We start from the raw sequence: 11,622 nt of genomic DNA, 5'->3' as shown, positions 1-11,622 counted from the left end.
GCTTAGTTCCCGGTGATCGGATGGGTGCCGACGATGTGAAGATCGTAGGCGTCAAGACCCACGTAGCGGGTCATCGGGGAATCCGTCAGCAGGATCAGCTGCCTGATGCCCATGTTCGAAAGGATCTGCGCGCCCAGACCGGTCTGCTTGACCGTGCGGGGACCTTCATCCTCGGCCACGACGAGCTTGGCGCGGGGGTCGCGGAACAGGCAGACCGCGCCGCGGCCCTTTTCGGCGATGATGCGCATGGCATGGGCCAGTTCGCCTTCCGGCGTCGGCCCAAGGGCCAGCACGTCCTCAAGCACGTTCAGGGAATGCGTGCGCACCAGCACGGGATCCGGCGTGGTGATGTCGCCCTTGGTAAGAACGACGTGCTCGGTGCCCTCGGTCTGGTCGGTAAAGATGCGCATGGTCCATTCGCCGCCGTAGGCGGAATGCACGACCCGGCGCTCGGTTTCCCGGACAAGGTTGTCGTGGCGCCGGCGATACGCGATCAGGTCGGAGATCGTGCCGATCTTCAGCCCGTGCTTCTTGGCGAATTTCACCAGGTCAGGCAGGCGCGCCATGGTGCCGTCCTCGTTCATGATCTCGCAGATCACGCCGGCGGGCATCAGCCCCGCAAGCCGCGCCACGTCGGTCGCGGCCTCGGTATGACCCGCGCGGACAAGGACGCCCCCATCGCGCGCGCGCAGCGGGAAGACGTGCCCGGGGGTCGCCAGGTCGGCCGGCCCTTTGGCCGGGTCGATGGCGACCGCGATGGTGCGGGCGCGGTCATAGGCGGATATGCCGGTTTCCACCCCCTCGCGCGCCTCGATGGACACGGTGAATGCGGTTTCGTGGCGCGAGGAATTCTTGATCGACATGAGAGACAGGCCCAAGGCGTCGATCCGCGCTTCGGTCAGCGTCAGGCAGATCAGGCCGCGCCCGTGGGTGGCCATGAAATTGATCGCCTCGGGCGTCGCCATCTGTGCGGGGATCACGAGGTCGCCTTCGTTTTCCCGGTCCTCGTGATCGACCAGGATGAACATTCGGCCCGCGCGGGCCTCTGCGATGATCTCGTCCGAAGGGGAGATGGCGGATTTGAGGTCGTCTGTCATCGTGCTCGCCAATGTCGGAAATGTCAGGACAGGCGATATCGGATGCGCGCAGGTTTTGCCAGCCCGGACGCGACGCTCAGGGCGTTTGCGACGCCACCGTCCGCGCAAAGTAGGCGTCAGCCGACACAAAGCCCGCCAGGCGCGCGGCGGCGACCCAGTCGCGTTCCAGCACGGTTTCACCGATCACCAGCACGCCGTCCGCGGGATACCCGCAGCCGGCCAGGAAGCCGCGCAGCCTTTGGCCGGTTTCGGACCAGCTGGCGGAAAGTCCGGGCGCGTGAAGCGCGTCCTGGATTGCGACGCCCTGATCCCGAAGCGCCTCGCGCGCGGCATCGGGCGAAAGGGGCGGCTGGACGGCCAGAAGGCGATCGGCGCCCGCGATCCGCGAAAGCCGGCGCGCCTCTTCCCGCCGCATTCGGTCGCTGTCGCGCAGAAGCCTGAGCGCGTTGGTCGAAAACAGGAAGGCCACGAGGTCGCGCCCCGTCGTCGCGCGGACGCCGGCGTAGGTCTTGTAGTCAAGTCCAAGCTCTGCGGCGCGGCGCACGCGGGTGCGCACGACCTCGATCGGCAGGGTGGGCAGAAGTGCGCTTCGCGCCGTGCGCCAGCAGTGGCGGCGCCAGCCCACGCCGGGTTCAAGCGAGGGGCCGCCGTTATGCCCCGGTCCGCTCACCGCCCAGCCCAGTCCTGAAGCCGCGCGACATATCGGGCCAGCGTGTCGATTTCCAGGTTCACCAGGTCACCCGCTTGCGCGGTGCCCCAGGTCGTCACCGCCTTTGTGTGCGGGATGATGTTGACGCCGAAGGTCGCTCCCTCGACCTCGTTTACGGTCAAGGAGGTGCCGTTCAACGCGACGGAGCCCTTGGGCGCGATGAAGCCCGCCAGATGGTCCGGCGCGCGAAAGGTGAAGCGCGTGGAATCGCCTTCCTGCACCGCGCTCAGGATCTCGGCGACGCCGTCGACGTGGCCTGAAACGATGTGGCCGCCCAGTTCATCCCCGACCTTGAGTGCGCGTTCCAGGTTGATCCGCTTTCCGATCCGCCACCCGTCGCGCCCGATGTTTGTCTTGGATACGGTCTCGGCCGAGATCTGCACGTCGAACCAGCCGCGCGGGCCGTTTCCCGTGTCGATCACGGTCAGGCACACGCCTTCGCAGGCGATCGAGGCGCCGATGTCGATCGTCTCGACCGGGTAGGCGGTCGCGATCCGCGCCTTCAGATCGCCCTGCTGCTCCAGCGCGATGATTTCGCCCATGTCGGTAACGATGCCGGTGAACATGTTCAGGCTCCTTGATCTGGTCAAATGCGTATCCCGAGCACGGCAGGGTCGCAAGCCCCGGCCAAAACTGGCCATTAATTAACCCCAATGCGATGAGAAAGGGCGCAAGCAGGCAATGATTGTGGTGACACAAACGATCATGGCGGTCTAATGAGGCGAAGATATTTGACAGGAACATTCGGAACAACTTGGAAAACCGGCGGGTATTGATGCTGCAAGGGCCGCATGGGCCCTTCTTCGGCCTTCTGGCCGATGCGCTCCGCTCTGCCGGCGCGACGGTTTGGCGTGTGGGCTTCAATCGTGGCGACGAGTTCTTCTGGCGCGGCCGCAAGAACTACGTCCCCTACCTTGGTCGGGCCGAGGACTGGCCGGGCGTGTGTTCGGACATGCTGGCCACGATGCGGATCACCGATCTGGTTCTTTATGGCGACACGCGCCCCATCCATGCCGAAGCGGTCCGTCAGGCGCGCGACCGGGGCATTCGCGTCCACGTGTTCGAGGAAGGGTACCTGAGGCCCTACTGGGTCACCTATGAACGTGGCGGATCGAACGGACATTCGCGGCTGATGGACACCGACGTGGCCACGATGCGCGTCGCGCTTGCCCGTAGCCGCGTCGACACACCCGAGGTCCCCGCGCTTTGGGGCGACCTCAGGCAGCATGTGTTCTACGGCGCGCTCTACCATTTCTTCGTGATGGCCCTGAACCGCCGCTACCAGAATTTCGTGCCCCATCGCGGTGTCTCTGTCAGGCAGGAGTTCCGCTTGCATCTGCGCCGCCTTCTCATGATGCCCATTCACCGCGTGGAACGCTGGATCAGCACGCGCCGGGTCAAGAATGGGGGCTTCCCGTACCACCTGGTTCTGTTGCAGCTTGAACACGACGCAAGCTTCCGAACGCATTCTCCCTTCGCGTCTCAGACCGAGTTCATCGAACTCTGCCTGGATGGCTTCGCGGCCGGAGCGCCGCGGCATCACCACCTGGTCTTCAAGGCGCATCCGCTTGAGGATGGCCGGGCCCCCGTCCGGGCGACCGTGCGCGCGGCGGCGCGGCGTCTGGGTGTCGCCGATCGCGTGCACTTCCTGCGTGGGGGCAAGCTGGCGTCGCTGCTGGGCGCCGCGCGATCGGTCGTCACGGTCAATTCCACTGCGGCGCAACAGGCGCTATGGCGCGGTCTGCCGCTAAGGGCTTTCGGGAAGGCGGTCTATTGCAAGCCCGAATTCGTCTCCGATCTGCCGATCGACCGCTTCTTCGCGTCCTGCGACCGCCCAGACATGGTGGCCTATTCGGACTATCGCCAGTACCTTCTTGAAACTTCGCAGATTCCTGGCGGCTTCTACTCAAGCCGGGGACGGCGTATTCTGCTGCGCCAAGTGGTGGACATGCTCTTGTCCGAGCTGGATCCCTACGACGCCCTGGCAGCGGGTATGGCTTCGCCGCGACAACCCCTGCGAAGCTCTGCTTAGGCACTTTTTTTTGACCGGGGACTTCATTAGTGTGCCCGCAAATTTGTTGAACAATACCGGGCAGACGGGGGACTCATTGAAACGCGCATATGGCCTTGGGACGAGATCGGTTGCCGTCCTGCTTCTTTCGGTCTCGCTTGCCGGTTGCGGCCTGCCGCGTTCGGGTCCCAGCAAGAGTGAAATTCTTGCCGGATCGGTCGAAAAACTGGGGACGACCTACATCGTGCCAGTTGACGCGCGGGTGGCGCGCGCGGCCTCGAAGTCGCCCGAACTTGGCTTCTCCGCGGACTTCGTGACGGCGGATGTCGTCGGGTCGGACGTGATTCACCCGGGCGACACGCTGTCGCTTGTCATCTGGGAAAACGTCGATGACGGCCTTCTGGCCAGCAAGGGCGTGAACGCGACCGAACTGCAGGAACTTCAGGTCGACGACGCGGGTTTCATCTTTGTGCCCTACGCAGGGCGGATCCGCGCATCGGGCAACACGCCCGAAACGCTGCGACAGGCGATCACCGACAAGCTCAAGGAACAGACGCCCGATCCGCAGGTGCTGGTCTCCCGCGCGGCGGGTGACGGTGCGACCGTTTCGGTCCTGGGCAATACCGGCGCGCAGGGCGTCTTCCCGATCGAAAGGCCGACACGCACGCTGTCGTCGATGCTCGCGCGCGCGGGCGGCATCGCCGTCGATCCCGAAACGGCGCAGATCACGGTAACCCGCCGCGGGCGCACGGGCAGCGTCTGGCTGAAGGACCTTTACAGGAATCCCAGGATGGACATCGCGCTGCGTGGTGGCGACGTGATCCTGGTCGAAAAGGACACGCGGACGTTCACCGCGCTTGGTGCGACCGGGGGACAGACCCGCGTCGATTTCGATTCGCCGAACATGACCGCGATCGAGGCGATCGCCAAGGTTGGCGGGCTCAACACCAACCTGGCAGATCCGAAGGGCGTCTTCATCATGCGCGACGAAACGCCCGAAATCGCTTCGGCGGTTCTGGGGCAGGCGGGCTTGAGGGAAACGCAGCGCGTCGCCTATGTGCTTGACCTGACCCAGCCGGACGGCATTTTCAACGCGCGCGATTTCATCATCCGCGACGGCGACACGATTTACGTGACCGAAGCGCCCTACGTCCAGTGGCAGAAGACGCTGTCGGTGCTGACCGGGACCGCAAGCTCTGCCAACGCGATCACAAATGCGGCCGGGGGCTGATGGCCCATCCGGGTTCAGAAGGGGCTGCCGGGGAAAAGGGCCGGAGGCTTTATGTCTTCAACGGCGGCTTTCTGACCAACCACCGCGTCCGCCGCATCCTGGCGCTTAGCGGATACGACCAGAGACTGGGCATTCCCGGCAAGGATGACCTGATCGCGGTCTGGGGCAAGAGCCCGACCGCGCCCCGGGGCGAGGCCGTGGCCGCGCGCACCGGGGCGGGCCTCTTGCGGATCGAGGATGCGTTCCTGCGTTCGATCCGGCCGGGCCGGTCGGGCGAGCCGCCGCTGGGCCTTCTGATCGACCCGGTGGGCATCCATTTCGACGGCTCCGCGCCCTCGCTGATCGAGGATATCATCCGCCGCGAACCGTTGGACGACGCTGCCGTTCTGACGCGCGCCCGCGACGGGATCGCGCGGCTGAAACACCTGCACCTGTCCAAGTACAACGGCTTCGACCCCGATCTTGAGGCCCCGCCTCCCGGCTATGTGCTGGTCCTGGACCAGACCCGCAACGACGCCTCGATCCGCCACGGCGGCGCATCCGAGGCGACGTTCCGGGAAATGCTGGTCATCGCACAGGAAGAACACCCCGGCGCGCGCATCGTGATCAAGGCGCACCCCGAGTCGGTCGCGGGACATCGGCTTGGGCATTACACCGAGCGTCACGGTCACGGGCGCATCAGCGTTCTACGCGATCCGATTTCGCCATGGACGCTTCTGGATGGCGCGATCGCGGTCTACACCGTCTCTTCCCAGATGGGGTTCGAGGCGATCCTGGCGGGTCATAAGCCGCGTGTATTCGGGCAGCCCTTCTATGCCGGCTGGGGACTGACACAGGACGAAAATCCCGTCGCGCGGCGCCAGAAGCGCCTGACGCGGGCGCAACTGTTCGCGGCTGCCATGATCCTTGCGCCCACGTGGTACGACCGTGCCCGGGACAGGCTGACCACGTTCGAAGAGGCCGTGGATCAGCTTGAGGCAGAAGTGCGCGCCTATCGCGACGACCGGCGCGGCCATGTCGCCGTGGGCATGCGGCTTTGGAAGCGGTCGCATCTGCAACGCGCATTCGGTCGGGAAAGGCGCGTCGCCTTCGTCGACGAACCGGGCCGGGCCGCGGCGCGGGCCCGTCGCGAGGGGCGCGATATCCTGGTCTGGGCGGGCAAGGACAGCCAGGCGCTGACCGAGGCCGCGGGCGACATTCCGATCCGCCGGGTCGAGGATGGGTTCCTGCGATCCCGCGGGCTGGGGGCAGAGCTTGTTCCGCCGTTGTCGCTTCTCGCAGACCGGGCCGGGATCTACTACGATCCTTCAAGACCCAGCAACCTTGAGCGGCTGATCCAGGCCGGGCCGCCGCCGGGGGGCGAGGCGCGGGCAGAGCGGCTGCTGCGCCGCCTGACGCTTTCGGGCTTGTCCAAGTACAATCTGGAAGCCCGTGAACTGCCCGAACTGCCGGAAGGACGCCGCATTGTCGTGCCCGGCCAGGTCGAGGATGACGCCTCGATCCGGCTTGGCGCGGGGCAGGAAAGGACGAACCTTGCCCTGCTGGCGCGGGTGCGGGCGGAAAACCCCGATGCCGTGATCCTTTACAAACCGCACCCGGACGTCGAAGCGGGGTTGAGGGCCGGGGCCGTGACCGAGAGCGACGCGCTGAAATACGCCGACGCTGTCATCGCCAATGGCGATCCCATACAGCTGATCGAAGCCGCTGACGAAATCTGGACCATGACCTCGGGTCTTGGGTTCGAGGCGCTGTTGCGCGGCAAGGCCGTGGTGACGCTGGGAATGCCGTTCTACGCTGGCTGGGGCTTGACGCGCGACCTGTTTCCGCAACCTGCGCGGCGGGGCAGGGCAAGCCTGCTGGCGCTGGCACATGCCGCGCTGATCTCCTATCCGCGCTACGTCGATCCGGTGACCAGGGTTCCTTGCCCGGTCGAGGTAATCGTCGACCGTCTGGTGAAGCACGATACTCCGGCTCCAGGCCCCGCGAACCGCGCGCTGTCCAAGCTGCAGGGGCTTTTTGCCAGCCAGAGCTGGCTCTGGCGTTAGACCCCGCGACTGGGCCCGTTCAGGCGCGCACCCAATGTGCGAGCGTGTCAGGACCGATGCTGCGCAGATCGCGCAGCATGAACCTGGGTGCTTCGGCCAGGGCGGGAAGCGCAAGCGCGCCAAGCGCGGGACGGCCGTCCGATCCAAGCGCCAGTCCGGCCGTGAAGTGCCTGATCTCATCCACAAGGCCCGCGCGCAAAAGCGCCGCCGCGAACTGTCCGCCGCCTTCGCAGAAGACGCGGGTCAGACCTTCGGCCCCCAGAGCAGCCAGAATGGCTTCCGGCGAAAGCGCAGTCTGGTCGTCCGGCACCTCGATCAGGCGTGCGCCAATATCTGTCCATGCAGACCGCGCCGAATGTGGCGCCGATGGGCCGTGCACCAGCCAGAGCGACGCATGTTCCGCGCTGCGTGCCAGGGTGCCCCAGGTCGGCAGGTCCAGATCGCGGGCGCACACGACGCGGACGGGCTGCCGCGCGATCCCCAGATCGCGCACCGTCAGCGCCGGATCGTCCGCGCGCGCCGTGCCGCCGCCGACCATGACGGCGTCATGCGTCGCGCGCATCGCGTGCACCATCCGGCGGGCCTCGGGGCCTGTGATCCACTTGCTTTCGCCCGTCGCGGTGGCGATCCGGCCGTCGAAGCTGGTGGCGAGCTTCAGCGTGACCATCGGTCGGCCATGCTGGATGCGCGTCAGAAAGCCGCTCTGCGCGGCGGCGGCGGCCTCGGCCATGACGCCAGTGGTGACAGAGACGCCGGCGCCGCGCAGGATTTCGTGGCCGCGTCCCGCGACGCGCGGGTCGGGATCGGTGATCGCGCTCACGACGCGCGCCACGCCGGCGTTGACCAGTGACACGGCGCAGGGCGGGGTCCGGCCGTGATGGGCGCAGGGCTCAAGGCTGACATAGGCGGTGGCGCCACGCGCCTGTGCGCCGGCCTGGGCCAGCGCCACGGTCTCGGCATGGGGGCGGCCACCGTCCTGTGTCCAGCCGCGCCCCACCACCCGGCCGTCCTTCACGATCACGCATCCGACGGCGGGATTGGGCCACACACGGCCCAGGCCCCGCGCACCAAGCGCGATGGAAAGCGCCATGAAGCGGCGGTCGTCTTGCGTACTCACTCGTCCGCCGGGGTGGCCGGGCGAAGTTCGGAAACGAACTTGTCGAAGTCGTCCGCTGCCTGGAAGTTCTTGTAAACGCTTGCGAAGCGAACATAGGCGACGGTGTCGATCCGGGCCAGAGTCTCCATCACGATTTCACCGATCGACTTCGACGGGATATCCGTGTCGCCCAGCGATTCAAGCCGCCGTACGATGCCGGAGATCATCTGGTCGATGCGTTCCGGTTCGATCGGGCGCTTCTGCATGGCGATGCGGATGGAGCGCTCCAGCTTGCCGCGGTCGAAATCCTCACGCTTGCCGGAGGACTTGATTACCACGAGGTCGCGCAGTTGCACCCGTTCGTAAGTGGTGAAGCGGCCGCCACAGGCCGGGCAGAACCTGCGCCTGCGGATTGCGACGTGATCTTCCGCCGGACGGCTATCCTTAACCTGCGTGTCGACATTTCCGCAAAACGGGCAGCGCATCGCCTCTCCCTCGGGGTCAGAGTGGGGTTTTCCACAGGCACTATAGGGGGCAAGCGATTCGTTGGGTAGTGGGTTGTCTGGGCCACCAGATCTTGAAGCGCGGATATGTGGCTTCCGGGACTCAGCCCAGATGCGCTGCGACCTCTCTGCGGTGGGGATCGTGGCGGTGTTCGAAAAGGTAAATGCCTTGCCAGGTCCCCAGAAGAGGGTGGCCCGATGCGACCGGGATGGAGAGGCTGACCGGCAGCAGCGCCGCTTTGATGTGCGCCGGCATGTCGTCAGGACCTTCGTAGGTATGCGTGAGGTAGGACATCTCCGGATGGTCCGAGGGCGGCACCAGCCGATGGAAGAACTCGGTCAGGTCGCGCCGAACCTCCGGGTCGGCGTTTTCCTGTATGGCGAGCGAACATGAGGTATGACGGACGAAAAGCGTCAGCAGGCCGTCGCCTTTGCCGCGCGCGAATGTCCGCACATGGTCGGTGAACTCGTAAAGACCGGGTCCGTCGGTTTCGATGGTGAAAAGTCGCTGCATCCGAACCCCCTGATCTTCTTGCCCCGTGACCGACGGCGCATCCGCTTGCGCCGGCAAGTCCAGAAATACTCCATGGCGGCCGTCCGGGCGACACGGGAATGCGCCGAGGCGCCGAATTTGCTTTGGCTTGGGGCGAACGCGGCTTAGATTCCCATGGTCGCACCGTCCGGAGTGCAGCCATGAGCGTCCCCGATCCCGGAATGTCAAAGCTGCGAAGCCCGGAAGCGCCGTTGCCCGGCCGGGGGGTTTTCTCCGGTCCGCTCGGCCAGGCCGCGGTCTTTTATATCCTCGCCTTCACGCTTGCCCTCGGGATTGCACTGGCCGCACCGCGGTTTGGGGAGGCGGTCGCGCTTTTGACCATGTTCACGCCGCTTGCCGCTGTTCTGATCTTGCGGCTTGTGCTGGTGAGGGACGGCTGGTCGCCGGCTGCGTGGGCCGACGCCGGTCTGCATCGGTTGGGTCTGGCGATGTGGCCTATGGCCGTCGCGTTCCCCGTCGCCCTGCTTCTGCCCGGCTACATCATCGTCTGGCTGATGCCGGATTCAGGTCCTGTACTGCCCCAGTGGTCCGACCTGCCGCGCGACCTTTTTCGACTGTGCGTCACAATTCTTGTGGGTGCCTGCCTGGGCGCATTGGGAGAGGAGATCGGCTGGCGCGGCTACCTTTTTCCGCGGCTGATGCATCTGGGGCCGGGCAGGGCCATGTTGCTGACCGGAGCCCTGCACGGCATCTGGCACCTTCCGCTGATGCTCCTCACCCCGTTTTACCATTCGGCCGGGGCGCCCTGGATTGTCGTGCCGCTGTTCCTGGGCGTCATGACGCTTGCAGGGACGTTCTACGGCCATCTGCGCCTCGCATCGGCCAGCATATGGCCCGTGGCGCTAGCGCATAGGACCGTGAACAGTCTGTGGGACCGGCTTGATACCGCAACGGTCGCGGAGCCCGAGTGGATGCTGGAGTACGTCGCCGGCGAAACGGGGGTGACCGTGCTGATCCTGCTCTTGGCTTACAACCTTGTCTTCTGGCGCCGCCGCGCCAGAGCCGTGAATGGAACGCTCACGCCACCGTGAGGCCCGGCACCGCCTTTCCATGCTAGCATCCAGGCTTTCAACGCCTGGGAGAACGCAATGACCCGATTGACAGCGCGTGATTTTGCGCCGGAATTGCTTGAACTTTATGATTTCTATGCCCATGGCATGATCACCAAGCGCGAGTTCCTGGAGCGCGCCGGCAAGTATGCGGTCGGCGGCCTGACCGCCTCGGCGATCCTTGGCATGATGAGCCCCAATTACGCGCTGGCCGAACAGGTCAGCCCGGATGATCCGGAGATAGTGGGAGACTACATCACCTATCCCTCGCCCAACGGCCACGGCGAGGTGCGCGGCTATCTGGTGCGCCCTGCCGGCGTCGACGGGCCTGCGCCCTCTGTCGTCGTGGTGCACGAGAACCGGGGCTTGAACCCCTATATCGAGGACGTGGCGCGGCGCCTTGCCAAGGTGGGGTTCATGGCTCTGGCGCCGGACGGGCTGAGTTCGGTCGGCGGCTACCCGGGCAATGACGACGCGGGGCGCGAGCTGCAAAAGCAGGTCGACCGGACCAAGCTGATGAACGATTTCTTCGCGGCGGTCGAAGTCCTGATGACGCACGATGGCTCAACGGGGAACGTCGGGATCGTCGGGTTCTGCTACGGCGGTGGCGTGGCCAATGCCGCCGCGGTCGCCTATCCGGAACTTAAGGCGGCGGTGCCGTTCTACGGCCGCCAGCCCGACGCGGCGGACGTGCCCAGGATCAAGGCATCGCTCCTGATCCATTACGCCGGCCTGGACGAGCGCGTGAACGCGGGATGGCCGGACTACGAAGCCGCGCTGGAAGCGGCGGGAACCGACTATCAGGTCCATTTCTACGAGGGCGCGAACCACGGTTTCCACAATGACACCACCCCGCGCTACGACGAAGAGGCGGCGAAACTCGCCTGGGATCGCACGGTGGAATTCTTCCGCGGGAAGCTGGTTTAGGGCAAGGAGCGGTTCCTTGCCCTTCGTGGCATCGCGGCACGTCCGGGGCGCTGACTTCCCTTAAGGACGAGAAGCCGACTGATTTGGGCGGTCAGGCGCGCTGCAACGAAGACGAGGGCGGGGTTCTGGATTGCCATCGAACAGCCGGGCGCGAGCATCGAACAGCCGGGCGCGAACATCGAATCCCGCGCGCGATCGTGTCCTTCCTTCGTCGGCGTGGCGGTGCCGTCAGGGCCGCGCCTTGTTCGTTGGCAGACAAAGGCGCGCACCGGCGGATTGAGTGAACCCGCCGCCAAACTCGCGCACCTGTCCATGTGCCGTTGGTGGCGCGGCCGCGCGGACACATCCTGCGTGCGGTCGCGGGCGAACCCGACTAGCATCCGCGAATCTTCGTGACGCCC

The 11,622-nt window shown here is 65.8% G+C and carries 11 protein-coding genes; 5 read left to right on the top strand and 6 right to left on the bottom strand.

The genetic code is table 11. The features are described from left to right. Nucleotides 1-2: 2 nt before the first annotated feature. The 3 genes from ribB to OEW28_RS11055 form a co-directional block, all read right to left on the bottom strand. On the bottom strand, nt 3-1,097 hold the full coding sequence (gene ribB, locus OEW28_RS11065) for a 3,4-dihydroxy-2-butanone-4-phosphate synthase (RefSeq protein WP_263734816.1): 1,095 nt from the start codon (nt 1,095-1,097) through the stop codon (nt 3-5). Between the two features lie 76 nt (nt 1,098-1,173). Then, entirely contained in the window at nt 1,174-1,767 is a 594-nt protein-coding gene (locus tag OEW28_RS11060) for a hypothetical protein (RefSeq protein ID WP_263734815.1), read from the bottom strand. Next, nucleotides 1,764-2,372: a riboflavin synthase gene (locus OEW28_RS11055; protein WP_263734814.1), complete on the bottom strand. Its 609-nt coding sequence runs from the start codon at nt 2,370-2,372 to the stop codon at nt 1,764-1,766. The genes OEW28_RS11060 and OEW28_RS11055 overlap by 4 nt, the downstream gene beginning before the upstream one ends. A gap of 209 nt (nt 2,373-2,581) precedes the next feature. On the opposite strand from OEW28_RS11055, the gene OEW28_RS11050 reads away from it, so the two are divergent. The 3 genes from OEW28_RS11050 to OEW28_RS11040 all read left to right on the top strand — a co-directional run bounded on the left by OEW28_RS11050 (nt 2,582) and on the right by OEW28_RS11040 (nt 7,093). After that, on the top strand, nt 2,582-3,838 hold the full coding sequence (locus OEW28_RS11050; RefSeq protein WP_263734813.1) for a capsule biosynthesis protein: 1,257 nt from the start codon (nt 2,582-2,584) through the stop codon (nt 3,836-3,838). Nucleotides 3,839-3,914: 76 nt separating this feature from the next. Beyond that, on the top strand, nt 3,915-5,048 hold the full coding sequence (locus OEW28_RS11045; protein ID WP_263734812.1) for a polysaccharide biosynthesis/export family protein: 1,134 nt from the start codon (nt 3,915-3,917) through the stop codon (nt 5,046-5,048). Then, nucleotides 5,048-7,093, top strand: a complete 2,046-nt coding sequence (locus OEW28_RS11040; protein WP_263734811.1) for a capsular polysaccharide biosynthesis protein — start codon at nt 5,048-5,050, stop codon at nt 7,091-7,093. The genes OEW28_RS11045 and OEW28_RS11040 overlap by 1 nt, the downstream gene beginning before the upstream one ends. A gap of 19 nt (nt 7,094-7,112) precedes the next feature. Here OEW28_RS11040 and ribD read toward each other — a convergent pair whose 3' ends face one another. From ribD to OEW28_RS11025, 3 genes are all read right to left on the bottom strand, one after another. Then, complete coding sequence (gene ribD, locus OEW28_RS11035) at nt 7,113-8,210, bottom strand: bifunctional diaminohydroxyphosphoribosylaminopyrimidine deaminase/5-amino-6-(5-phosphoribosylamino)uracil reductase RibD (RefSeq protein WP_263734810.1); 1,098 nt, start codon at nt 8,208-8,210, stop codon at nt 7,113-7,115. Beyond that, nucleotides 8,207-8,674 carry a transcriptional regulator NrdR gene (gene nrdR / locus OEW28_RS11030; RefSeq protein WP_263734809.1) on the bottom strand — a complete coding sequence of 156 codons (468 nt, stop codon included), beginning with the start codon at nt 8,672-8,674 and terminating at the stop codon, nt 8,207-8,209. Before nrdR ends, ribD begins: the two co-directional genes overlap by 4 nt. Nucleotides 8,675-8,795: 121 nt before the next feature. Continuing rightward, a complete protein-coding gene (locus tag OEW28_RS11025; protein ID WP_263734808.1) occupies nt 8,796-9,206 on the bottom strand; it encodes a secondary thiamine-phosphate synthase enzyme YjbQ in 411 nt (136 codons plus the stop codon). A gap of 179 nt (nt 9,207-9,385) precedes the next feature. On the opposite strand from OEW28_RS11025, the gene OEW28_RS11020 reads away from it, so the two are divergent. Both OEW28_RS11020 and yghX read left to right on the top strand, forming a co-directional pair. Then, entirely contained in the window at nt 9,386-10,276 is an 891-nt protein-coding gene (locus tag OEW28_RS11020) for a CPBP family intramembrane glutamic endopeptidase (protein ID WP_263734807.1), read from the top strand. Nucleotides 10,277-10,333: 57 nt separating this feature from the next. After that, the gene (yghX, locus tag OEW28_RS11015; RefSeq protein WP_263734806.1) at nt 10,334-11,221 is read left to right on the top strand and encodes a YghX family hydrolase; all 888 of its coding nucleotides are present in this window, start codon (nt 10,334-10,336) and stop codon (nt 11,219-11,221) included. Nucleotides 11,222-11,622 lie beyond the last annotated feature (401 nt).

It is taken from the genome of Albidovulum marisflavi (assembly GCF_025751435.1).
Lineage (GTDB): Bacteria > Pseudomonadota > Alphaproteobacteria > Rhodobacterales > Rhodobacteraceae > Albidovulum > Albidovulum marisflavi.
The sequence above is the reverse complement of the archived record's forward strand: the minus strand, read 5'-3'. Positions and strand labels throughout refer to the sequence as shown.

Excerpts from the sequence above, each read along its gene's own strand:
- OEW28_RS11055 (WP_263734814.1), bottom strand. The coding sequence starts at position 2,372 with ATGTTCACCGGCATCGTTACCGACATGGGCGAAATCATCGCGCTGGAG.
- OEW28_RS11025 (WP_263734808.1), bottom strand. The coding sequence starts at position 9,206 with ATGCAGCGACTTTTCACCATCGAAACCGACGGACCCGGTCTTTACGAG.
- OEW28_RS11050 (WP_263734813.1), top strand. The coding sequence starts at position 2,582 with ATGCTGCAAGGGCCGCATGGGCCCTTCTTCGGCCTTCTGGCCGATGCG.
- ribB (WP_263734816.1), bottom strand. The coding sequence starts at position 1,097 with ATGACAGACGACCTCAAATCCGCCATCTCCCCTTCGGACGAGATCATC.
- nrdR (WP_263734809.1), bottom strand. The coding sequence starts at position 8,674 with ATGCGCTGCCCGTTTTGCGGAAATGTCGACACGCAGGTTAAGGATAGC.
- yghX (WP_263734806.1), top strand. The coding sequence starts at position 10,334 with ATGACCCGATTGACAGCGCGTGATTTTGCGCCGGAATTGCTTGAACTT.
- OEW28_RS11040 (WP_263734811.1), top strand. The coding sequence starts at position 5,048 with ATGGCCCATCCGGGTTCAGAAGGGGCTGCCGGGGAAAAGGGCCGGAGG.
- OEW28_RS11020 (WP_263734807.1), top strand. The coding sequence starts at position 9,386 with ATGAGCGTCCCCGATCCCGGAATGTCAAAGCTGCGAAGCCCGGAAGCG.